The sequence below is a fragment of the Dietzia sp. 179-F 9C3 NHS genome, assembly GCF_045369825.1.
In the GTDB taxonomy this organism is placed as follows: Bacteria; Actinomycetota; Actinomycetes; order Mycobacteriales; family Mycobacteriaceae; genus Dietzia.
In genome coordinates, this window is the sequence record NZ_JBIQES010000008.1 from 70815 (window position 1) to 92997 (window position 22183).

General features: G+C 71.4%; 24 protein-coding genes. 16 read left to right on the forward strand and 8 right to left on the reverse strand.

The genetic code is table 11. The features are described 5' to 3' along the window. The first annotated feature begins 24 nt into the window (after positions 1 to 24). Together ACH0BZ_RS11170 and disA are read left to right on the forward strand one after the other, a co-directional pair. Positions 25 to 597, forward strand: coding sequence for a hypothetical protein (locus ACH0BZ_RS11170; protein ID WP_406898405.1), 573 nt, complete (start codon positions 25 to 27; stop codon positions 595 to 597). 49 nt (positions 598 to 646) lie between these two features. Beyond that, the gene (gene disA / locus ACH0BZ_RS11175) at positions 647 to 1750 is read left to right on the forward strand and encodes a DNA integrity scanning diadenylate cyclase DisA (protein ID WP_406898407.1); all 1104 of its coding nucleotides are present in this window, start codon (positions 647 to 649) and stop codon (positions 1748 to 1750) included. A gap of 27 nt (positions 1751 to 1777) precedes the next feature. Here disA and ACH0BZ_RS11180 read toward each other — a convergent pair whose 3' ends face one another. Beyond that, entirely contained in the window at positions 1778 to 2428 is a 651-nt protein-coding gene (locus ACH0BZ_RS11180; RefSeq protein ID WP_406898408.1) for a hypothetical protein, read from the reverse strand. A gap of 69 nt (positions 2429 to 2497) precedes the next feature. Continuing rightward, positions 2498 to 3154: a carbonic anhydrase gene (locus ACH0BZ_RS11185; RefSeq protein WP_406898410.1), complete on the reverse strand. Its 657-nt coding sequence runs from the start codon at positions 3152 to 3154 to the stop codon at positions 2498 to 2500. Here ACH0BZ_RS11185 and ACH0BZ_RS11190 point away from each other — a divergent pair. Then, entirely contained in the window at positions 3146 to 4036 is an 891-nt protein-coding gene (locus tag ACH0BZ_RS11190) for an A/G-specific adenine glycosylase (protein WP_406898412.1), read from the forward strand. The two genes, ACH0BZ_RS11185 and ACH0BZ_RS11190, sit on opposite strands and share 9 nt — an antisense overlap. 33 nt (positions 4037 to 4069) lie before the next feature. Here ACH0BZ_RS11190 and ACH0BZ_RS11195 read toward each other — a convergent pair whose 3' ends face one another. Continuing rightward, the gene (locus tag ACH0BZ_RS11195; protein WP_406898414.1) at positions 4070 to 4639 is read right to left on the reverse strand and encodes a hypothetical protein; all 570 of its coding nucleotides are present in this window, start codon (positions 4637 to 4639) and stop codon (positions 4070 to 4072) included. 253 nt (positions 4640 to 4892) lie between these two features. Between ACH0BZ_RS11195 and ACH0BZ_RS11200 the strand changes: the two genes are divergently transcribed. The 10 genes from ACH0BZ_RS11200 (at position 4893) to ACH0BZ_RS11245 (ending at position 10422) form a co-directional block, all read left to right on the forward strand. Then, positions 4893 to 5225, forward strand: a complete 333-nt coding sequence (locus ACH0BZ_RS11200; RefSeq protein WP_406898415.1) for an EsaB/YukD family protein — start codon at positions 4893 to 4895, stop codon at positions 5223 to 5225. Positions 5226 to 5555: 330 nt separating this feature from the next. Beyond that, the gene (locus ACH0BZ_RS11205; protein WP_406898417.1) at positions 5556 to 6326 is read left to right on the forward strand and encodes a hypothetical protein; all 771 of its coding nucleotides are present in this window, start codon (positions 5556 to 5558) and stop codon (positions 6324 to 6326) included. Further along, on the forward strand, positions 6323 to 7048 hold the full coding sequence (locus tag ACH0BZ_RS11210) for a hypothetical protein (RefSeq protein WP_406898418.1): 726 nt from the start codon (positions 6323 to 6325) through the stop codon (positions 7046 to 7048). The genes ACH0BZ_RS11205 and ACH0BZ_RS11210 overlap by 4 nt, the downstream gene beginning before the upstream one ends. Then, complete coding sequence (locus tag ACH0BZ_RS11215) at positions 7045 to 7443, forward strand: YbaB/EbfC family nucleoid-associated protein (RefSeq protein WP_406898419.1); 399 nt, start codon at positions 7045 to 7047, stop codon at positions 7441 to 7443. Before ACH0BZ_RS11210 ends, ACH0BZ_RS11215 begins: the two co-directional genes overlap by 4 nt. A 136-nt stretch (positions 7444 to 7579) precedes the next feature. Next, on the forward strand, positions 7580 to 7933 hold the full coding sequence (locus ACH0BZ_RS11220; RefSeq protein ID WP_406898421.1) for a hypothetical protein: 354 nt from the start codon (positions 7580 to 7582) through the stop codon (positions 7931 to 7933). Positions 7934 to 8103: 170 nt separating this feature from the next. Further along, on the forward strand, positions 8104 to 8538 hold the full coding sequence (locus ACH0BZ_RS11225) for a hypothetical protein (RefSeq protein WP_406898423.1): 435 nt from the start codon (positions 8104 to 8106) through the stop codon (positions 8536 to 8538). Between the two features lie 165 nt (positions 8539 to 8703). Continuing rightward, positions 8704 to 9105 carry a hypothetical protein gene (locus ACH0BZ_RS11230; RefSeq protein WP_406898424.1) on the forward strand — a complete coding sequence of 134 codons (402 nt, stop codon included), beginning with the start codon at positions 8704 to 8706 and terminating at the stop codon, positions 9103 to 9105. A 27-nt stretch (positions 9106 to 9132) separates the two neighbouring features. Continuing rightward, positions 9133 to 9660 carry a hypothetical protein gene (locus ACH0BZ_RS11235; RefSeq protein ID WP_406898425.1) on the forward strand — a complete coding sequence of 176 codons (528 nt, stop codon included), beginning with the start codon at positions 9133 to 9135 and terminating at the stop codon, positions 9658 to 9660. A gap of 15 nt (positions 9661 to 9675) precedes the next feature. Further along, the gene (locus tag ACH0BZ_RS11240; RefSeq protein WP_070721913.1) at positions 9676 to 9984 is read left to right on the forward strand and encodes an antibiotic biosynthesis monooxygenase; all 309 of its coding nucleotides are present in this window, start codon (positions 9676 to 9678) and stop codon (positions 9982 to 9984) included. Positions 9985 to 10029: 45 nt separating this feature from the next. Continuing rightward, entirely contained in the window at positions 10030 to 10422 is a 393-nt protein-coding gene (locus ACH0BZ_RS11245; RefSeq protein ID WP_406898426.1) for a DedA family protein, read from the forward strand. A gap of 20 nt (positions 10423 to 10442) precedes the next feature. Here the strand turns inward: ACH0BZ_RS11245 and ACH0BZ_RS11250 are convergent, their stop codons facing one another. From ACH0BZ_RS11250 to ACH0BZ_RS11265, 4 genes are all read right to left on the reverse strand, one after another. After that, positions 10443 to 11486: an ABC transporter substrate-binding protein gene (locus tag ACH0BZ_RS11250; RefSeq protein ID WP_406898428.1), complete on the reverse strand. Its 1044-nt coding sequence runs from the start codon at positions 11484 to 11486 to the stop codon at positions 10443 to 10445. Then, a complete protein-coding gene (locus ACH0BZ_RS11255; RefSeq protein WP_406898430.1) occupies positions 11483 to 12214 on the reverse strand; it encodes an ABC transporter ATP-binding protein in 732 nt (243 codons plus the stop codon). The genes ACH0BZ_RS11250 and ACH0BZ_RS11255 overlap by 4 nt, the downstream gene beginning before the upstream one ends. A 24-nt stretch (positions 12215 to 12238) precedes the next feature. Continuing rightward, positions 12239 to 12967 carry an ABC transporter permease gene (locus tag ACH0BZ_RS11260; RefSeq protein WP_406898583.1) on the reverse strand — a complete coding sequence of 243 codons (729 nt, stop codon included), beginning with the start codon at positions 12965 to 12967 and terminating at the stop codon, positions 12239 to 12241. Positions 12968 to 13187: 220 nt separating this feature from the next. Then, positions 13188 to 14441 carry an LLM class flavin-dependent oxidoreductase gene (locus ACH0BZ_RS11265; RefSeq protein WP_406898431.1) on the reverse strand — a complete coding sequence of 418 codons (1254 nt, stop codon included), beginning with the start codon at positions 14439 to 14441 and terminating at the stop codon, positions 13188 to 13190. 145 nt (positions 14442 to 14586) lie between these two features. Between ACH0BZ_RS11265 and ACH0BZ_RS11270 the strand changes: the two genes are divergently transcribed. Beyond that, positions 14587 to 15762, forward strand: a complete 1176-nt coding sequence (locus ACH0BZ_RS11270) for an ROK family protein (RefSeq protein ID WP_406898432.1) — start codon at positions 14587 to 14589, stop codon at positions 15760 to 15762. 106 nt (positions 15763 to 15868) lie between these two features. After that, complete coding sequence (locus tag ACH0BZ_RS11275) at positions 15869 to 16393, forward strand: flavin reductase family protein (protein ID WP_406898433.1); 525 nt, start codon at positions 15869 to 15871, stop codon at positions 16391 to 16393. A gap of 355 nt (positions 16394 to 16748) precedes the next feature. Here ACH0BZ_RS11275 and ACH0BZ_RS11280 read toward each other — a convergent pair whose 3' ends face one another. Then, on the reverse strand, positions 16749 to 19409 hold the full coding sequence (locus ACH0BZ_RS11280; RefSeq protein WP_406898435.1) for an ATP-dependent Clp protease ATP-binding subunit: 2661 nt from the start codon (positions 19407 to 19409) through the stop codon (positions 16749 to 16751). Positions 19410 to 19585: 176 nt separating this feature from the next. Here ACH0BZ_RS11280 and hrpB point away from each other — a divergent pair, with 176 nt between their 5' ends. After that, the gene (gene hrpB, locus ACH0BZ_RS11285; protein ID WP_406898437.1) at positions 19586 to 22165 is read left to right on the forward strand and encodes an ATP-dependent helicase HrpB; all 2580 of its coding nucleotides are present in this window, start codon (positions 19586 to 19588) and stop codon (positions 22163 to 22165) included. The last annotated feature ends 18 nt before the right edge of the window (positions 22166 to 22183 follow it).

Here is a 22183-nt window from a genome sequence, read left to right on the forward strand (position 1 = left end):
ACGATCATCCCCGAGGAGCCTGACGTGACTTCACCCAACACCGGCCTGCGCCGCAGCGCGCTCGTCGTCCTGGCCGTGGGCGCCGCCCTCGGTGTGTCCGCCTGCGGCGGCGGTCAGATCTCGCAGACGGCGAACCAGGTCGCGGCCGTCGACGGCGGCTACGGCACCGTCGGGGACGTCCACGTCAACAACTTCCGGGTCGAGCTCCCCGAGAACGGCGGCGAGGCCAAGGTCGGCTTCGCCGTCGCCTTCACCGGCTCCGGTTTCGGTGAGCCCCTCTCCATCGAGCGCGTCGAGGTCGACGGCCAGCAGGTCCAGATCGAGGGCGACGAGCCGCTCGAGCGCGGCTGCACCTTCATCGCCTCCCTCGAGGACGAGGCCCCGGAGGTCCCCGAGGACGAGTCCTTCTGCGTCACCCACGGCTCGGCGACCCTGCCGTCGGCGGACGACCTCGTGGTGAGCAACTCGGTGCCCGCCACCCTGACCTTCTCCAACGGCGACGAGCTCGAGATCCCGGTGGGCGTCGTGGCCGGGACTCCCGAGTCCGGCGAGTACACCCGCCCGGCCGAGACCGCGGCGCCGGCCGAGGGGCACTGACACGTCCCCCTTCGCCGGGCGCGGCGCCGACGGCCCGGGGCAGGCCGAGATGCGCGCCGTCCTGCGGCGCCTCGCGCCGGGGACGCCGCTGCGCGACGCGCTCGACCGCATCCGCCGCAGCGGGACCGGCGGCCTTCTCGTCCTCGGCAACGACCCGCGGGTCGACGCCATCTGCGACGGCGGCATGGCGCTCGACGTCGGGTTCACCCCGGCGCGACTGCGCGAGCTGAGCAAGATGGACGGGGCCGTGGTCCTGTCCACGGACGGCCGGCGGATCCAGCGCGCCAACGTCCACCTGGTCCCCGACCCGACGCTGCCGGCCGTCGAGACGGGAACGCGCCACCGCGCGGCCGAGCGGACCGCGCTGCACACCGGGGTCCCGACGGTGGCCGTCTCGGCGTCCATGACGTCGGTGACCGTGTACGCGGGCGGCCTGGCCCACATGCTCGCCGACCCCGTGGTGCTCCTCGCGCGGGCGGACCAGGCCGTGGCCACCATGGAGCGGCACGGTGCCCGCACCGACCTCGCCCGCGCCCGCCTCGATCGCGCGGAGATCGGCGGCTACGCCTCGGTCCGCGACGTCGTGACGCTCGCCCAGCGCCTGCTGCGGCTGGAGCGGATGGGCGCCGAGCTGGCCGAGCTCGCGGAGGAGATGGGCGAGCACGGCCGGCAGACCGCGCTGCAGCTCGAGGAGCTCCTCGCGGACACCCCGGACGAGCTCCGCGGGCTGGTCGCCGACCACCTCGTCGTCGCCCCGCCCGCCCAGCCGGGCGCGCAGCCGGGCACCGAGCCCGGAGCCCACCCAGCCCCCACCCCCGCGGAGGTGTCGGCCGCGCTCGAGCGGCTCGCGGCGCTCGCCGACGCCGACCTTCTCGTCCCCGGGCCCGTCGCCCGGGTCCTGGGGCTGCCGGCCGAGCCGGAGGACCTCGACGAGCACGTGGTGGCACGCGGGCACCGACTGCTCGCGCACATCCCCCGCCTGCGGCCCGCGCAGGTCGCCACGCTCGTGGAACGCTTCGGTTCCGTGCCGGCGTTGCTGGCCGCGGACCAGTCCGACTTCGCCGACGTCGAGGGCGTGGGCGCCCTGTGGTCGCGGCACGTCAGCCAGTGGCTCACCGGGCTCGGGAGCGGGGGCGGGCGGGCCGGACGCTAGACGAACCGGGTCCGGCACCCGCGGGCGTCAGTCGCCCTCGACCACGTTGAAGGTGGCGGCGGGACTGAAGACGTCCCCGACCAGCGCGTATACCTGGTACGAGCCCACCTCGACGGGCGTGCGGTCGGCCTCCTCGCAGGCGTTGACCGCGGACCGGCGGCCCGACCAGTCGATCTGGCGCTGTCCCGGCTCCCGCGGCTGCAGCTCCACCACGTCCTCGCCGCGCGGCGTCGTGCAGTCGATGCTCGACCACACCTTGGCGTTGGTGTCCAGGCGGAACACCTCGAACAGCAGCGGGTCCTTGGCCAGGTCGCGCTCGCACGTCGTGTCGGAGGTGTTGACGACGTTGACGAAGAAGCGGACCTCCTCGCCGGCGGGCACGTTGGGCTCGGCGGGCCACACCTCGAGCCGCAGGTCCTCGTCTGCGCACCGGCCGCGCGAGGCGCCGCCGTCGCGGGGCTTGGTCTCCTCGGTGGTCGTGGTCTCCGAGGTGGTGGTCTCGGCGGCGGCCGGGTCGGCCCCGCCGCCCGCCGCGTCCTGGGTGTCCGTGCCGCCGTCGCGGGAGGCCAGGACGAGGGCCAGCACCACGGCGATCACGGCGACGACGGCCGCGACGGCGGCCGCCGCGCGTCGACGCACGTAGACCTCGCGGGGAAGGGGGCCCTGGGGTTCGTACACGGGGCCAACTCTAGGGCCGGCCCCGTCTCCACCGGCCCCGCGGCGCGGCGTGTCCCCCAGACTCGCCGGTCAGCAGACCGCGACCATCTCCTCGCCGGGGCCGTGCGGGGTGTCCTCGACGTCGCCCACCACGCTGCGCAGGTACGCGCGGCCGTCGGAGAGCTTGTAGGTGACGCCCACGATCGCGAGCTTCCCGGCCTTGATCCGGTCGTGGATGATCTTGGAGCGCTGGTCGAGCAGTTCGCCGGTCTCCAGGACGTGGCGCGCCTCGTAGTCGTCGATGTTCTTGAGGCCCTCGCGACGGCCGTTGAGGATCGACGGCGACACCTTCTCGACGATCTCCCGGAGGAAGCCCGGCGGGATCTCGCCCGTGCGGAGTGCGTCGACGGCCGCCCCGACCGCGCCGCAGCTGTCGTGTCCCAGCACCACGATGAGCGGCGTCTCCAGGACGAGCGCGGCGTACTCGATCGAACCGAGCACGGCGGTGTCGATGATGTGGCCGGCGGTGCGGATGACGAAGAGGTCGCCGAGCCCCTGGTCAAAGATGATCTCGGCCGCGACCCGCGAGTCCGAGCAGCCGAACAGCACCGCCTTGGGGTGCTGCGCCGCGACGAGCTTCTCCCGTCGCTCGGTGTTCTGGCTGGGATGACGCATGTTCCCGGACACGAAGCGACGGTTGCCCTCGCGCAGGGAGGCCCAGGCCTTCTTGGGGTCGGTATGAGGCATACCTCGTATTGTGCACCCGTGGTCGATGTCGATGCTCTCCTGGGTTGGTACGCCGGGGCCGGGCGCGCGCTACCGTGGCGCTCCGAGGGCACCACAGCATGGGAGATCCTGCTCTGCGAGGTGATGAGCCAGCAGACACCCGTGGCCCGGGTCGAACCCGTGTGGCAGGCGTGGCTCAAGCGGTGGCCCGGGCCGGCCGAGCTGGCTGCCGCCCCGACGGCGGAGGTCATCCGGATGTGGGGCAAGCTCGGCTACCCCCGGCGCGCGCTCCGGCTCCAGGAGTGCGCGCGGGTCGTCGTCGAGATCCACGGCGGCGAGGTCCCCGCCGACGTCGACGCCCTGCTCGCCCTGCCGGGCGTCGGCGACTACACCGCGCGGGCCGTGGCCTGCTTCGCCCACGGCGAGCCCGTGCCCGTCGTGGACACCAACGTGCGGCGCGTCGTGGCGCGCGCCGTGCGCGGAATCGCCGAGGCCGGCCCCCCGTCCTCCCGCCGCGACCTCGACTCCGTCGCCGCGCTGCTCCCCGACGACCGCGCGCGGGCCGTGGACTTCTCCGTGGCGCTCATGGAGCTCGGGGCGCTGGTGTGCACGGCCCGGGTGCCGCGGTGCCACGAGTGTCCCCTCACCGCGTCCTGCGCCTGGGTGGCCGCCGGCAGGCCCGCGTGGGACGGGCCACGACGCCGAGCCCAGACGTACGCCGGCACCGACCGGCAGGTGCGCGGCCTGCTTCTCGACGTGCTGCGCGACGGCGACGGCACCGCCACCCGAGCCCGACTCGACGCGGTGTGGCCCGACGACGTCCAGCGCGACCGCGCCCTGGCGTCGTTGGTGGTCGACGGGCTCGTGGTGCGCGTCGGCGACCGATACAGCTTGCCCGGGTGAGGTGGGTACCGGGTGAGGCGACGGCCGGGCGGATCAGTCCTCGTCGGGCGCCGCCGACACCACCGACGGCACCGAACACACCCGGATCATCTGCGTCCCGGAGTCCCGCGAGACGAGCGGGCCGCGGCCCGGCGGCAGCGGGTTCGGCTTGAGCTTGCCCACGATGGTGTCCTCGTCGGTCGAGCCGGACATCACCAGCATGTCCACCGACAGTTCGCGGAGCTTGGCGATGGTGCCGCTGAACATCGCCCGGCTCACTCCGCCCATCCGTTGGGTCAGGACCATGTGCAGCCCCACGGCCCGGGCCTCCGGGAGGAACTGGTGCAGATCGGAGAGCGGGTCGGCGCCGGCCGTGGGGGCGACCAGGTCGTGGTCGCCCACCACGACATAGATCTCCGGACCTGTCCACCACGAGCGGGTGGCCAACTGTTCCGCCGTCACATCGTCGCCCGGCAACCGGCTCTGGAAGTACGGAATGAGTGCCGGCGCGGACTTGGCGGACGAGATGTATCCGGCCAGATGGTCCTGAGGTACCACCCCGAGCAGCGAGCGCCGGTAGTCCACCAGCAGGCTCTTCGCCTCCTCCGGCGTCGTGGTGGCCACGATCGACTCGACGATGTTGCGCAGGCTCGGCCCAGCGGGACAGGACCTCTCCACCGGGAATGCGAGGTGGTGCCAGTCGCGGCCTGCGGACGAACGCTTCCGTTGTCACCGTCGTTGAGCCCTCAACTCGATCACCGAACGGGGTCGGCGCGGGGGGAACCGCCCCAGACCGTCCAGGACGTCACGACGGTACCGTGTCCCGGGGAACGATGGACCACGCTGTCACGCAACGGAAAAGCGGGGGTTGACGTTAGTGACTGCTCAGACCACGGAGCCGACCGGGAGTGCGGCGTTGTGTCGCGTCTCCGTGGTCGGCGGAGACACCCAGATCGACCTCGGACTCCCCGCGGACATTCTGGTGGGAGCACTCGTGCCCGGCCTCGTCGCGCTGGTCGAGTCACGGGCCACGGAACGCCCGGAGCTCGAGCCGGAGCCGGAGGACCGGACGTGGCGCGACGACGTGATCGACGCGGTGGCCACACTCCGTCGCGACGACAATTCGTGGTCCCCGATCTCGGCCCGCCGCACCGGGTACGTCGTGTTCCTCCTCGGCTTCCTTGCGACCGTCGCGACGCTATGGAAGTAGCGCGCCGGCGGCGCCTCGGTGGTCTCGCCGCTCGCGGTGGCGCTCATCGGGGCGGGTCTGCCGCTGACGGCGGTGCTGTCCTCTCTGGTGTAAGCCGACAGGACCAGCGCCCGGGTCCTCGGCACGTGCGGGATCCTCGCAGTGGCCGGCGGGGCCGGCCCGGCTGTGCACGGAACCCCCGGTGCCGCACATCTGCTGCTGAACGCGAAGGGACCCGCTCGACCCACGACTGCGCCAAATGGCGACGATCGACGCCGACGCGGACGCCGTGGATCCCGCGGCGACGTCGATGGTCGAGATCGCCGACCGGATCCGGAAGGAATGAGGCCCGTGAACGCTCCCGGCCCCGGCAGCCCGTCCGGCCCTGACGACACCGGCTCCGGCTCCGGTCGTCCCGCCTGGCTCGTGCCCGCGGCGCTCGTCGTGGTGCTGATCCTGGTGGTCGGCGGCTACTACCTCCTCAGCCGCGATTCGTCCGACTCCTCCGACACCGCGGCCGACGGGGGCGACCCGGGCGGTTCCGCGACGACGGAGTGCATCACCATCGAGGAGTCGTCCTCCTTCTCGCGGCGCGGCCGCGGCGGCGGGGGCGGCTCGCCCGAGCCGGTCGAGGTGGACTGCTCCTCGCCCGAGGCCCAGTTCACGGTCCTCGGCGAGCGCCCCGACCAGAGCGGGACCCCCGACGACGAGCGCGAGGTCCTGTGCACCGACTTCCCCGGCGCCACCTCCGAGCTGCAGGCCGAGGGCGTTGACGGCCCGGTGATGTGCCTCGGCCCCGTCGGGGTGGACACCGCGTCCTCGATCAACACCATCGCCCCCGGTGAGTGCCTGGTGCGCGACGGCGACGATCCCGAGGACGTGGACGGCAGCGACGACAACCCGCGCCGCGCCCACTGCGCCGAGCCCGGCGCGATGCGCGTCCTGGCCGTGCTCCGCGGCGGCGCCCGGGACCTCACGAACCGCTTCATCGACAAGATCGAGGACTGCGAGGACGCCGGCGTGCCCCAGGCCACCGAGGCCTTCTCCTGGGGGCTGGACGAGCAGGAGGACTTCGACCACGAGAAGGCCGTGTGCCTCGAACCCGCGCAGGCAGCCCCGTGACCACCCCGCCCCCCTTGCCCGGTGACGCCGGGGGCACGGACGGCCAGGCCCGGCCGGGTCGCCCTGGCGGATCCCGCATCGCTGCGCTCGGTGTGGCCGCCGTGGTGGTCCTGGGCGGGATCGTGGTGGGCGGGGTGGCCGCCGTGAACGCCGTCCGGGGTTCCGGGGCGCCGGAGGTCGGTGACTGCCTCGAGGCCGCGGAGGAGTCCGACGGCGCCGTCTCCACCGGCCGCCGCGCGCGGCGCGTCGCCGACGGCCCCGGCGAGCCCCGCGTGGTGGGGTGCGACGACGACGCCGCCGTGCACGTGGTCCTTGGAGAGCGCCCCGCCGACGCCGACCCGACGGCCTGCCTCGGGGTCGACGGCGCCACCGCCACGGTCGCCTCGACCGAACCCCACGTCCGGACCCTGTGCGTGGGCCCCGTCGGAGTGGACTCCGCACTCTCGGTCAACACCGTGGTCCCCGGCGACTGCGTGGTGGTCGACGGCGACTCGGCGCGGCGCGCCGAGTGCACAGACCCCGGGGCCGCTCGCGTCGTGGGTGTGGTCGAGGACGGCTCCGTGGTCCCCGACGTCTTCTCGGGCGCGCTGGCCGCGTGCGTGGACGCCGGATACGACGACGCCGAGTCCCTCTACACCTGGAGTATCGACCGCGACATCCCCGTCTCCCGGCTGTCCTGGGGCCGGGGACTGTGCCTCGCGGGGACGGGAGAGACGCGATGAGCGGATCCAACTGGGACGCGTTCGGCCCCGCTGCGGACGACGACCCGCGGGAGGCCCTGCCCGACCGGGGTCAGACCACCGGTCAGCCGACCCGGGACTGGGACTTCCTGCGCGGCGACGACTCCGGGCCCACCACCGAGGCGATGACCGCCCAGCTCGAGGAGTTCCTCGAGGTGGCCAAGGACGCCCAGTCGGCGGTGGCCGCGGTCACCGCGGACGCGTGGGGCCGGGTCCACCTTGTCCACGTGACCGTGAACTCCGCAGGGGTGGTGATCTCCACCGAGTTCGACGCCGATGCGCTGCGGCGCAGCTCGCTCGCCTCGCTCGCGACCGCGGTCACCGAGGCGGCCCAGGCCGCTGCCGCGGCGGCGCGGACCGCGGTGCGGTCCAGCTGAGTCCACTGCTCCCGGGGCTCGACTAGCTCGAGGACGCCGTACCCGTCTCGCCCGGAGCCCCCGAAACGCCGCCTCCGGCGGCGAGCAGTTCGCTCAGGACCACGGCGGGGTCGCAGCCGCTCCCCCCGTCTCCGCGATGTCCGCGGCCTCGGGAGGCGCCGGCGGATCGGCGGGGGGAACCTCGTCGTCGTCGCCTGTCAAGGGCTCCACCTCCACAGGTGGCCAGGGCACCTCCGGTGACACCGGCTCCGGCGACCCGGGCACCTCCGACGGCGCCGACCCGACACCCGGCGGCGAGTCCGTCACGCCCGACACCGGGGAAGCTACCAATTCGGGAGACGCCGGTGACGCGACCACGGACGCCGGCGAGGCAACGCCCGGCGAAGCGACCGGTGACTCCGACGTGGTCGCCGCCGACAGCGGAGCCGATGCCGCGCAGACGCCCGACGGGCTGCCGGCGGTCGACCAGCACAGGGACACGGCACCGTAGAAGGAGAGATCAAGTTTACCTTTGACGAGCCCGATATCAGACCACGTGCAGTCGCAATAGAATTCGTAGGAACTGACTCCGACGGTAATATAGAGTTCGAACCCGACCGAGCGCTGAAGTTCATCAATACCGACGTCCAGGACTATAAGAGAAACTATGGGACAGGATAAATGATCTACAGCTTTCCAAGCTCCGACCAACAGCGAATGGACCTTTCTCGAGCGGTGTGGACGGATCCGAATGCCACCAGAAAAGGCCCCTTCGAGGGGTACTCCATTCTCAACTATCACGCTAATTCCGTAGTGTCCACGGTGAGCTCCCTTTACCGAGCTGGGGAATCTAGCATCAATGCGAACCTTAAGATCAAGACACGAGAGGAGGCTAGCGAAGCATTTCAGGATATTTGGCGAAACAACATCGGGACCGTGCCAGAATTCCCGTTTGCTGAAATATTCGTCTACGCCTACGGCGATGCGGTACTTACTGCACATTACTTGACCGGTAGCGACGCGCTCAAGTGGGACGTGGACGCTATCGACATCTCCGTGATTCGCGAAAAGCTGCGCCCGGCCTCAATCAATCCGCCTGAAGCGCGTACCGAATAAGCGCGATCATAACTAGGGCCTCCTCGATGCAGAAATAGCAGATGGCGACTCAGCACTAGTTTCTGCCTAGTTTAGACATCGCCAGATGCGTTCGCCATGAAGGCTCACCGATTCGACGAGGCAACGAACAAATTGCCGGGAGAGCAGGGAGGAATCGAGGGGACGATGCCGATCACGCTGACCGTCGATGTCGAGACCACCGCTGCGCTCGTCGACAAGCTCACCAACGACCAATACTTTCTTGCCGAAGAACCTGCTGACGACGCAGCCATGATCCTCTTCTACGAAGCAAATACCATCAAGATGCTTGTGGCGGCATACGGCCCTGAACGAAGCGATATTCGCGGGGACATACACCCTAGAACTGCCCGAATTCTGCGTGGCGTCGTCCAAAACACTTGGCTCGACAACCAAGACGACCAACCGGGCGAACCCCTTGCCGCGATCATCCAGTGCGATCTCGAGGCGAGGACTGCGACCGTGACCTACCACCTCGGCGACGAAGCCGAGGCCTGGCGCTTCAACGATCACAACTCCATGGAGCTACGCGCCGCGCTGACCCCCTGACCCGACCCCCACTGAGAGAACTCGGCTATGCCCGCACCCCAGACGACTGACCCGACAGCACTGCTCGGCCGGTGGGAATTGACCGGCTTTTCTGAACAGGACGCCGGACACCGCTCGGGCAGCTACGCGATCATCTTTCGCGACCGTTCGCTCTACATCCCCGAATCCTTCTCCTCCGCCGGAGGCGAAACGCTCGAGATCACCAACTCCGCCGGCGAGATCCACTTCTCGATGCGGGGCGGCGCCAAGGTCCCCTGGACCTCCGCCGAGAAGGAGCAGGGCGTCCTGATCGACTCGATCGAGGACCAGGACGGACGCATCGTCAGCAGCGTGGCCCCATACCTCCGCATGGAGCGACTGGTGGATGGCACCTGGGTGAGCAAGTACTCCGACAGTGACCTCGACATGGACAACGTGATGTTCACCGACGGACCTGACCTGGTGTTGATGATGACCACGCTCGTCGACGAGCTCTACGTGACCAAATACTTCTACCGCTTCTCGCGTGCCTCACCGGCATGTACCCAGGGCCAGATCCCGCCCCACGATCGATAAGCGTAGGCTTGCCTTATGGCCGTCGTGAAGATCAACGCCCTCAACGTTCCGCCGCAGGCCGGCGCCGAGCTCGAGCGCCGGTTCTCCGAGCGCGCGCACACCGTCGAGAACTCCCCGGGGTTCCTCGGGTTCCAGCTGCTGCGCCCGACCGGCGGGGAGACCCGCTACTTCGTGGTGACCACCTGGGAGGACGACGCGTCGTTCGAGGCGTGGCGCGACGGCGACGCCCGCGCGGCCCACGCAGGTCAGCACGGCAAGCCTGTCGCCGGCGGCGCGAGCCTGCTGGAGTTCGACGTGGTCATGGACGTCAAGCCCGCCGGCTGACCAGACCTGACGTGACCTGACCGGACCCCGCATCGCTGCCCGCCCATGGACCGGATCGCCGAACTGCCGTTCGCACCGGCCTTCGGCACCCTGTTCCTGATCGTGATGCTGCGGGCCAACGCCACGTATTGGCTGGGCCGGGGCGCGCTGACCGGAGCTCGGCTCAGCGACAGGCTGACCCGTCGCCTCGACGGGCCCACCATGAAGCGCGCCCAGCGGCTCTATGCTCGCTTCGGCGTGGTCGCAGTGCCGCTGTCGTTCCTGACGTTCGGCATCCAGACCGCGATCAATTTCAGCGCAGGCTTCACCGTCATGCCGCTACGTCGCTACCTGCCGGCGGTGACCGTGGGGTGTGTTCTCTGGGCGCTGCTCTACTCCACCGCCGGCGTGGTCGGCTGGGCGGCGATCGCGACCCTCTGGGACCGGATCGCCGCCTGACCTGGTCAGCTCGCCTCAGTTCAGGGCAGTGGGCCCACCACGGGTGCCAGGTCCTCCGCGAACCGGTCGTCGGCGAGTTCCGCGACATCGACCGACTCGATCTGACCGTCCTCGGTAAACACGTCGGCGAGTTCCTGTTCTCGCGCGATCGTGTCGGCCAGCGCCACCGGCCGGCGGGTACTGCGGCTCTGCGACAGCTGCGCCGCCTCCGGCGTCAGATCCACGGCCTCGCCGTAGAACCGCGCCCACTCCTCCGGGTTCTCCGCGGTCCACGTCCCCGCCTCCGCGAGACGCACGAGGAAGTCCGCGATCGCCGTCTGCCGACGCGGATCGGCGAGCGCGTCATGCGAGGCGAGACCGAACCAGAACCCGTTCGAGGCCTCGGCCGCGGTTGTCAGGGTCCGCGTCTCGGAGGTCGTCTGCGCGATCGCCGTGTACGGGTCCCAGATCGCCCACGCGTCGGCGTCGCCGCGCGCGAAGGCCGACCCCGCCTCGGCGGGCTGGAGGAAGACCAGCTCTACCGACTCCGGGTCCACCCCCGCCTTCCGCAGCTGCAGCAGCAGGTGGCCGTGGGCGGAGGTGCCCTTGGCGACCAGCACCTTGCGGCCCGCGAGATCGGCGACCGACCCGACGTCGGAGTCCGGGCGGACCAGGATCTGGTCCCCCTCCCCGCCGTTGGCGTACGCGGAGACGATCGACACCCGGGCACCGGCGGCCGCCCCGAACACCGGCGGGGTGTTACCGGTCACCGCCACGTCGATCTGGCCCGCGTTGAGGGCCTCGACCTGCGGCGGCCCCGAGGTGAACGTGGAGAACTCGATCTCGTACGGCAGGTCCTCGAGCTGCCCGGCGGCGGTGAGGATCGCCTCGGTGCCGCCCTTCTGGTCCCCCACCTTGAGCACGAGGTCCGAGAGGTCGGCGAGGTCCACGCGCTCAGGCTCGGGCGCCGCGGCCTCGGATTCCCGGGTCGCGCACCCCGACACCAGCAGCAGGGCGGCCGTGATCAGGGCGAACACCCCGACGAGGAGGCCGGAACGGCCCCGGGTCCCGGAGATGACGGTCATATCGAGTAGTCCTCTTCTGTGTGCTCGACGCCCAGTGCGTCGAGGAGTGAACGGCGGTGGTGAGCAGTGGCTCCCCGTCCGCGCGGGTCGTCGATCGTCTCGGTGTGCGCGACCGACCCGCCGTCCAGGACGTGGACCCTGTCGGCCAGGGCGACGGCCTCGTCGACGTCGTGCGTCACCAGCAGAACGCCGAACCCGTGGTGCTCCCACAACCGCAGCAACAATCTGTGCATGGTGCGGCGGGTCAACGCGTCGAGTGCGCCGAAGGGCTCGTCGAGGAGCAGGAGTTCCGGCTCGGCGACGAGGGCGCGGGCCAGCGACGTCCGCTGCGCCTGCCCGCCGGACAGCTGCCCGGGGTAGGCGTCCCCGCGGCCGCCGAGCCCGACCTCGTCGAGGATGCGCGACACCCTGGAGGCCTTCTCGCCCCGGTCCACCGTCACGCGGTTGAGCCCGTGCAGGACGTTCGCCGCGACGGTCCGCCAGGGCAGCAGCCGTGCGTCCTGGAAGACAACCGACGGGGCGCCGTCGATGAGCACCTGCCCGTCGTAGTCGCGGTCCAGGCCGGCGAGGATGCGCAGCGCCGTGGACTTTCCGCTCCCGCTTCGCCCGAGCAGGGCGACGATGTCCCCGCGGGGGATCTCCAGGTCCAGCCCGTCGAGGACGGTGGTGTCCCCGAAGCTCTTGGTGAGGCCCCGCAGGGCCCCCGCGGGCGCGAGTGTCGTGGTCATGTTCGTGCTCCTGGGTCTGGAGGGTCAGCGGTAGTGGCGCAACGCGCGGGCCTCGGCGACGCGGACGAGTGCGTCCGTGAGGATTCCGAGCAGTGCGTAGACGACGAGGCCGACGATGATCACGTCGATCCGGAAGTAGTCGCGGGCGTTCATGATGAGGTAGCCCAGGCCCGTGGTGGCGTTGAGCTGCTCGGCGACGATGAGGGTGAGCCAGGCGATGGCCAGCGACTGCCGGACCCCCACCAGGACCTGCGGGGCGATCGACGGCAGGATCACCTCGGTGAGTCGCTGCCGCCGCGAGAACCCGAACACCGTGGCCATGTCCCGCAGCTTCGGGTCGATCTGACGCAGGCCCGAGGCGGTGTTGAGGTAGATCGGGAAGACCACGCCGAGGGCGATGAGCAGTATCTTGGGCGCCTCCCCGATGCCGAACCAGAGGATGAACAGCGGGATCAGCCCGAGGTGGGGCAGTGCGCGCAACATCTGCAGCGGCGGGTCGAGGATCGCGTCCGCGTAGCGGGACGTCCCCACGATCACGCCCAGGACGAGGCCCGCGACCGCCCCCAGGGCGAACCCCTGCGCGACCCGGACGCTCGAGACCGCCAGCGCGTCCACCAGCTCGCCCGACCGCAGGAGTTCGATCGCGGATTCCGCGATGAGCTGCGGCGCCGGCAGGATCCGCTCGGGAAGGATCCCGGTGGCGCCGGCGATCTGCCAGACCACGATCAGCAGGATCGGGCTCAGCCACCGCAGCCAGGTGAGAACGCGGTTCCGTTGTCGTCGTCGCTGCCGTGGTCCGACCCCGCGCGGCGGGGACCCGTTCGTGCTCGGGTCAGGCCGGGTGCTCGTGGATGTGTCGGCGCGCGATTCTGCGCCCGTGGTGTCCGCCGGGGACTCGAACGGGGCGGGCGACGGTGCCGCGGCGGACTGCAGACGTAGGCTCGTGGTCACGATCGGTCTCCTCTCCGGCGGGTCAGCCGCCGACTCGGGCGGGCTCTCGGGTGTGTGGGGTCGGGCGGGCCGACGCGGCGGCCGGGCCAGCGATGCCTGAGCCGGCGAACGGCACCGCTCCGCCGCGCTGGCCGGAACCGCCGGTGGCGTGCGGCGGGGTCCACAGGCCGCGCCGCTCGAGCTCCGGGAGCACGCCCTCACCGAAGGTGAAGGCCTCTTCGAGGTGGGGGTACCCGGAGAGCACGAAGTGGCTCAGGCCCAGCTGCGCGTACTCGGCGATCCGGTCCGCCACCTCCTCGTGCGATCCCACGAGCGCCGTACCCGCGCCACCGCGGACCAGTCCGACGCCGGCCCAGAGGTTCGGCGCGATCTCCAGCGAATCGGCCCGACCCCCGTGGAGTTCGAGCATCCGGCGCTGCCCCTCCGACTCACTGGCACGCAGGGACGCCTGCACGCGCTCGACGTCTGCCGGATCGATGCCCCGCAGGAGTCGTTCGGCCTCGGCCCAGGCCTGCTCCGAGGTGTCACGTGAGATCACGTGGAGTCGGATGCCGAAGGACGGCTTCCGGCCGTTCGCGGCGGCGGCCACCCGGACGCGGTCGAGTTTCTCCGAGACGTCGGCCGGGGGCTCGCCCCAGGTCAGGTAGGTGTCCGCGTGACGGGCGGCCACCCGGATCCCGGCCGGGGAGGAGCCACCGAAGAAGATCGACGGCACTGTGTCGGGGCGACGCCCCAGGACCGCGTCGACGACGGCGAGGTGATCACCCGTGAACGACAGTGGCTCCGACGAGGACCACAGCCCGCGCACGATCTCCAGGAACTCATCGGCCCGGGCGTAACGGCCTTCCTTGTCGAGGAAATCCCCATAGGCACGCTGTTCGCGGGACTCTCCACCGGTGACCACGTTGAGCAGCAGTCGACCGTGGGTCTGCCACTGGAAGGTGGTCGTCATCTGAGCGGCCAGGGTGGGGCTCATCAGACCGGGCCGCAACGCCACGAGGAACTTGATGCGCTCACTGGACTCGGCGAGCAACGCCGTTGTCAGCAGTGCGTCCTCACACCACGCGCCGGTCGGCGTGAGCAGTGACTCGAACCCGTTGTACTCGGCGGCTGCCACGATCTGCCGCAGGTACGGCAGGGTGGCGGGCCGGTCGCCCGACATGAAGGTGCCGTGGCCCCCTGCCACCAGGTTTCGCGAATCGCCGTACGTGGGTAGGAACCAGTGAAAGTGCAGCTCCTCGTTCACAGCGGTGGGGTCGGTCGGCTGGCTGACCACGGATGCCTCCTCGGGGTGGGCCCAGTATCGGACCGCCCCATCGTGGAACCGGCCGGCTGCGATAGCCCAGCGTTACCGTCACCGCGGATGAAACCCTTAACAACACCAGACAGATCTGTCTATTTTCTGTGATACTGTCATCGGCATGCCCTCCCAGTTTCCCGTGGCCGACCTGCGCCTCTCCGCCAACAGCCCAGCTCGGGTCATGCGGGCGATCCGGTTCCGGGGGCCCATATCCCGACCCGAGATCGCAGCGACGACCGGGCTGTCCGTGGCGACCGTCGGACGCGCGACCTCCGCACTGACAGCCGCTGGAGTCATCCGGGAACGTCCCGAACTCATGCACGACGGTTCGGTTGGACGCCCGAGCGTCCCGGTGGAGATCGACCCGTCCGGCCCGGTGGCCGTCGCCGTGCACATCGGCTTACATCGCAGCGTGGTGGCGGTGTGCGACCTCGCGTGCCGCATCCTGTCCGAGCACGCGATCGACACTCCGGGCCGTGAACCGGCTCAGATCGCCGACGAGCTGACCGCGGTTGCGTTCCGACTGCTGGATGGCCACCGCGAGCGCCGGCTGGCCCGGGGCGGAATCGCCACCGCCGCCCGGATCGCCGGCGGGGGGCGGATTGACCACGACCTGCTCGGATGGGAGGGCGTGCCCATCACCGACCTGTTCGCCGACCGGATCGGCGTGCCGTTCTCGGTGGCCCCCCACGTCGAGGCCATGGCCGCGACCGAACTCCTGGTGGGGCACGAGACCCACGAGGGCACCACTCTGGTGGTCTACGGGCGCGAGCATCTGGGATCCGCGCTCGTGATCGACGGTGCCGTCCACCAACCGCGGTCGGGCTCCCCCGATCTGACGCATCTGCCGGTCGGGCCCACCGAGCTGCTCGACGACCGCGGCGGCGGGCTGTTGGACGTGGTCGGCGACTCCGGGGTGGTCCGGGCCGCGGGCCGCCGCGGGATAACGGTCGGATCGGTGGCCGAACTCGCCACGCGCGCGCGCAAAGACGCGGTGGCGGAAGCGATCCTCGTCGAGCGCGCCACGGTCCTGGGCCGGCTGGTGAACCTGTTGTCCTCCATCACCCGGCCTGATGCCGTCGTCCTGTGCGGTCAGGCCTTCACCGACCACCCGCGATACCTGTCGGCCCTGATCAAGGCGACCCGGGAGGCCCGACCTGTAGGAGGCGTGCCGGATCTGCGAGTCTCGACGGCAGGAGGGCGCATCCAGCAGTTCGCCGCCATGGCTGTCGCACTGGACGCGATCTCCGCGGATCCCACGGCAACGCTCGCGGCTCGGGAACTCTCGGCATCGTGAGGCGCAGCCTCTGACCACCGTAGTGGCCTACTGTCCGCTGACGCACTTTCCCGCACCGTGAACAGAAGTCTCGACATCCGTAGCGGGAGGGTCGCAGACTTCCGACATGCCTGAACACCAGTCGTCGTCCACCACTCACCCGTCCGTCTCCCCGGAAATCCACCGGCGCGCGATGCGAACGCATCCCGCCGGCGTCACGATAGTCACTCTGGACGGTTCGGACGGACCCGTCGGCTTCACCGCGTCGTCCCCCTCGAGCCTGTCCGCCGAGCCCGCTCTGATCAGTTTCAATGTGGGGATTTCCTCGTCGAGCCTGGCGGCCGTCCTGGAGGCCCGCACCGCTGTCGTGCATCTGCTCGGCGAAGGGGATGAGCACCTCGCGCTCCGCTTTGCCGGGCCGTCGCATCTGCGGTTCGCCGACACCGCGCTGTGGACCCGTGCCGAAACCGGTGAACCACTACTTCATGGCGGACGGGTCCGCCTTCGGGTCGCCCTGGACCGTCTTGTGCCCGCCGGCGATCACGTCCTGGTGATCGCGCGCTTGCTCGACGCCTGGTTCGACGACGAGCCCGCCGATCCCCTGGTGATCCTCGACGGCGGCTTCCGTTCGGTATCGAGCTCCGCCCACTAACCGGGCGCCACCAGCAGCTCGGTGAGACCGACCCCGCCGGAGCACTCGTCCTCGGTCAGCCCCTCCTCCGCCGGGCTCAGACCGTCGCAGCACAGCGCCAGCGTCGTGGAATCGTTCGGTTCGAGTCTCTTCGGTGAACGACCCGACCATTCCCTTTGTGGATCACGTCAGACGCCCCGGAGCGCTGTCCCTCGTCCGGCGCGTGCCCGTGCGTGGGCCGCGGGGCTGGCGGCGGAGGCTGGGGGCGGCCGGGGATCGCGGTCGCAGTAAGGGAGAGAGCCGAGAGCGGCGCTGAAATGGGGACGCCCCCCGCCGGCGAGGCGGGGGGCGTCCTTTGCGCTCGACTCGTGTCCGGTCAGCTCGTGGCGGGAGCGGCACCCCCGCCGCCGGCGGGCCCGGTCGAGGGGCCGCCTCCGAAGCCGCCCGAGGACGGCGGGAGCGAATCGCCCGGGCCGGCCTCGCCGGTCGGCGCGACGCTCGCCGTGATCTCCTCGCCCTCACGGGACTCGCGCTCGGACTCCGGGCGCGGCGAGCTGCGGAACGTGAACTTGGCGTCCTCGGTCTGGTCGGACTCGCCGTCCCAGCCCTCGACGTCCACGGTGACGAGCTCGCCGACCGCGACCTCGCCGAAGAGGATCTTCTCCGACAGGGCGTCCTCGATCTCGCGCTGGATGGTGCGGCGCAGCGGCCGCGCACCCAGAACGGGGTCGAACCCGCGCTTGGCGAGCAGGTTCTTGGCCAGGGCCGTGACCTCGATGTCCATGTCCTTGGCGGCGAGCGCCGACCGGACGCGGCCCACCATCAGGTCGACCATCTGGACGATCTGCTCCTGCGTGAGCTGGTGGAACACCACGATCTCGTCGATGCGGTTGAGGAACTCCGGCCGGAAGTGCTTCTTGAGCTCGTCGTTGACCTTCTGCTTCATCCGCTCGTACTGGCCCTCGGCGTCCTGCTCGCCGATGCCCGAGAAGCCCATGCCCACGGCTTTGGAGATGTCCTTGGTGCCGAGGTTCGAGGTGAAGATCAGGACGGTGTTCTTGAAGTCGACCATGCGCCCCTGGCCGTCGGTGAGGCGACCGTCCTCGAGCACCTGGAGCAGCGTGTTGTAGATCTCCGAGTGGGCCTTCTCGATCTCGTCGAACAGGACCACCGAGAACGGCTTGCGCCGCACCTTCTCCGTGAGCTGGCCGCCCTCCTCGTAGCCGACGTACCCGGGGGGCGCGCCGAAGAGCCGCGAGGCGGTGAAGCGGTCGTGGAACTCGCCCATGTCGATCTGGATGAGGGCGTCGTCCTCGCCGAACAGGAAGTTGGCGAGCGCCTTGGAGAGCTCGGTCTTACCCACGCCGGACGGGCCGGCGAAGATGAACGAGCCCGACGGACGCTTGGGATCCTTGAGCCCGGCGCGCGTGCGGCGGATCGCCCGGGAGACGGCCTTGATGGCGTCCTCCTGGCCGATGATCCGCTTGTGCAGCTCGTCCTCCATGCGGAGCAGACGCGTGGTCTCCTCCTCGGTGAGCTTGAAGACGGGGATGCCGGTCCAGTTGCCCAGGACCTCGGCGATCTGCTCCTCGTCGACCACGGCGGCGACGTCCATGTCGCCCGCGCGCCACTGCTTCTCGCGCTCGGAGCGCTCGGCGATGAGCTTCTTCTCCGTATCCCGCAGGCCCGCGGCCTTCTCGAAGTCCTGCGCGTCGATCGCGGACTCCTTCTCGCGCCGGGCGTCGGCGATCTTCTCATCGAACTCACGCAGGTCCGGCGGGGCCGTCATCCGCTTGATGCGCATGCGGGCGCCGGCCTCGTCGATGAGGTCGATGGCCTTGTCCGGCAGGAAGCGGTCGTTGATGTATCGGTCCGCGAGCTGCGCGGCGGCCGCCAGCGCGGCGTCGGTGATGGTGACGCGGTGGTGCGCCTCGTAGCGGTCCCGCAGGCCCTTGAGGATCTCGATGGACAGCTCGACGCTCGGCTCGGGGACCTGCACCGGCTGGAAGCGGCGCTCGAGGGCGGCGTCCTTCTCGATGTGCTTGCGGTACTCCTCGAGCGTGGTGGCGCCGATGGTCTGCAGCTCGCCGCGCGCCAGCTTGGGCTTGAGGATCGACGCGGCGTCGATCGCCCCCTCGGCGGCACCCGCGCCGACGAGCGTGTGGATCTCGTCGATGAACAGGATGATGTCGCCGCGCTGGTTGATCTCCTTGAGCACCTTCTTGAGGCGCTCCTCGAAGTCGCCACGGTAGCGCGAGCCGGCAACGAGCGAACCGAGATCCAGCGAGTAGAGCTGCTTGTCCTTGAGCGTCTCCGGCACCTCGCCGTTGACGATCGCCTGGGCCAGCCCCTCGACGACGGCGGTCTTGCCCACGCCGGGCTCACCGATGAGGACCGGGTTGTTCTTGGTGCGTCGCGAGAGCACCTGCATGATGCGCTCGACCTCCTTGGCGCGGCCCACGACCGGGTCGAGCTTGCCCTCCATGGCGGCCTGCGTGAGGTTGCGGCCGAACTGGTCGAGCACGGTCGACGACGACGGCGTACCCGACTCGCGACCGCCCCCACCGGACGGCGCGCCCGCGGCCTCGGCCTCCTTGCCCTGGTACCCCGAGAGGAGCTGGATGACCTGCTGGCGCACGCGGGTGAGGTCCGCTCCCAGCTTGACCAGCACCTGGGCGGCCACACCCTCACCCTCGCGGATGAGGCCCAGCAGGATGTGCTCGGTACCGATGTAGTTGTGGCCCAGCTGCAGCGCCTCACGCAGGCTGAGCTCGAGGACCTTCTTGGCCCGGGGTGTGAAGGGGATGTGTCCGCTCGGTGCCTGCTGGCCCTGGCCGATGATCTCCTCGACCTGGCTCCGCACGGCCTCGAGCGAGATCCCGAGGGACTCGAGCGCCTTGGCGGCCACGCCCTCGCCCTCGTGGATGAGGCCCAGCAGGATGTGCTCGGTGCCGATGTAGTTGTGGTTGAGCATCCGGGCCTCTTCCTGGGCCAGGACAACGACGCGACGCGCGCGGTCGGTAAACCGTTCGAACATCGTGCTACCTCACATTCCTCGGGTTTTCCCCACTGTAGTGGCCCGCTCGGACGCCCGGCACCGCCGGAGTCCACCACGGACCGTCACCATGGTTCAACGCGGCAGGTGGCGTGGACATTGCCGATCCGTGTACGCCGACAGCGAACGCCGCCGGACGCGCTGGATAGTGTGGCGCCATGCGGCCGCCCTTCGACCTCGAGCGCCTGGGCCGCGACCTGCCCTTCGCCGCGGCGCTACCGGCGCTGCTCGAGGCGGTCGTCGGCTCGGGCACGGCGGTCGTCCAGGCCCCACCAGGGACGGGTAAGACCACCCTCGTCCCGCCCGCCCTCGCCGTCGGGCTCGCCGAGGGCACCCGGGGTGCCCGGCCGGGCCGGGTCGTCGTCACCCAACCCCGCCGCGTCGCGGCCCGCTCCGCCGCGCGGCGGCTCGCCCACCTCACCGACACCCGGGTGGGCGGGGCGGTGGGCCACACGGTGCGGGGCGACCGTCGCGTCGGCGCGGGCACGGTCGTGGAGTTCGTGACGCCCGGCGTCCTCGTGCGCCGGCTGCTCGCCGACCCGGATCTGCCCGGGGTGGGCGCGGTGGTGCTCGACGAGGTGCACGAGCGGCACCTCGAGTCCGACCTGGCGTTCGCGCTGCTCTGCGAGCTGCGGCAGCTGCGCGATGACCTGCCGGTGGTGGCGATGTCGGCGACGGTCGAGGCGGGCCGGTTCGCGCGGCTGCTGGGCGGGGACGGGGGTGCCGACGACGAGGCGGCCCCGGTCGTCGACGTGCCGTCGGTCCTGAACCCGCTCGACGTGCGCTACGCGCCTCCGCCGGTACCCCGGCTCGACGCCCGCGGGGTGACGGAGGGCCTGCTCGACCACGTGGCCGCCGTGACCGCCGCCGAGGTGGCCGCGACGGGGGCCGACGCGCTGGTCTTCCTTCCCGGTGCCCGCGAGATCGACCGGGTGGTCCGGGCGGTGACGGCGAGGCTGGGCGACGCCGCCGAGGTCCTGCCCCTGCACGGCTCGCTGGACGCCGCGGCCCAGGACCGGGCGGTGGCCGGGCGCCCGGGCGGCCACGGCCCGCCCCGGATCGTCGTGTCCACCGATCTCGCGGAGTCCTCCCTCACCGTGCCGGGTGTGCGGCTCGTCGTGGACGCTTGCCTCACCCGCGAACCTCGCCTGGACACCGTGCGCGACATGACGGGCCTGGTGACGGTGTCGGCCTCCCGCGACTCCTGCGTCCAGCGGGCCGGCCGCGCCGCCCGGCTCGGCCCGGGCGTGGCGATCCGCTGCGTCGGCGAGGACGAGTATGCCCGGCTCCCCGCCCACCGCACGCCGGCCGTCGCGACGTCGGACCTCACCTCCTTCGCCCTCGACGTCGCGTGCTGGGGCTCGCCGCGTGGCGAGGGACTGGCGCTGCCCGACCCGCCGCCCGGCGCCGCCCTCGCCCGGGCGGAGGCCACGCTGCGGGCGATCGGCGCGGTGGACGACGCCGGCGCCGCCACCGACCGCGGCCGGGAGCTCGCGCGCGTGCCGGCGGACCCGCGCCTCGCCCGCGCCCTGCTCGACGGCGCCGCGGCGGTGGGCGCGCGCACCGCGGCCGAGGTGGTGGCGCTGCTCGCGGCCGACCGTCGCTCTCCCGACGGCGACCTGGTGGCGGACCTCCGGGCGCTGCGGTCCGGTCGGGCGCCCGACGCGGACGGCTGGCGCCGCGAGGCGCGCCGGCTCGAGGAGCTCGCCGGGTCGGGCGGCCCGCCGGACGGCGCCGCAGAGGCCGACGTGGACGAATCGGTGGGCCTCGTCGTCGCCCTCGCCCACCCCGACCGGATCGCGCGACGCCGCGGCGAGCAGTACACCTTCGTCTCGGGAACCGGGGCCGTGCTCGCCCCCGACTCGGCGCTGCGGGGACGCGAGTGGCTGGCGGTGGCCGAGGTGGGCCGCGCCGGAGGGCGCGCCGCGGGCCGGGCCGGGGCGGTGATCCGGGCCGCCGCGCCGATCACGCGCGAGGCCGCCGAGGACGCCGCCGCCGCGCTGCGGGAAGAGGTCGTCGACGCCACGATGGACCGCTCCGACGGCACCGTGCGCGCCCGCCGGGTCCGCCGACTCGGCCGCATCGAACTCTCGTCCACGCCCGAGCGGCCGGACCGCGGCGCCGTCGGGATCGCCGTCGCCGAACGACTCACCGCTGACGGCATCGGCGCCCTCGTGCCCGACGACGAGACTCTCCGCCTGTACCGACGCCTGGCGTTCGCGCACCGCATGCTGGGTGCGCCGTGGCCGGACGTCTCCGGCGCCGCGCTCGCGGCCCGGCTCGAGGAGTGGCTGGCCCCGGACCTCGACGACCTCGCCGCGGGCGGGCGCGCGGCCGGCCGCGACCTGCGCCCCGCGCTGCGCCGCCTGCTCCCCTGGCCCGAGGCGTCCCGGCTCGACGAGCTGGTGCCCGACCGTCTCGAGGTGCCCAGCGGGTCGTCATACCGGGTCGACTACCCGGAGCCGGGCACCGACGACGCCCCCGTCCTGGCCGCCAAACTGCAGGAATGCTTCGGCTGGACCGCCTCGCCCGCGGTCTGCGACGGCCGCGCGCCCGTCACCGTGCACCTGCTCTCCCCCTCCGGACGACCCCTCGCGGTGACCGGCGACCTGGAGTTCTTCTGGCGCGAGGCCTACCCGGGCGTGCGCGCGGAGATGCGGGGGCGCTACCCCAAGCATCCGTGGCCCGAGGATCCGATGACCGCCGAACCGACGCGCCGGACCAGCCCGCGGCGCTGACCGCCGGGCTCCGGCGGC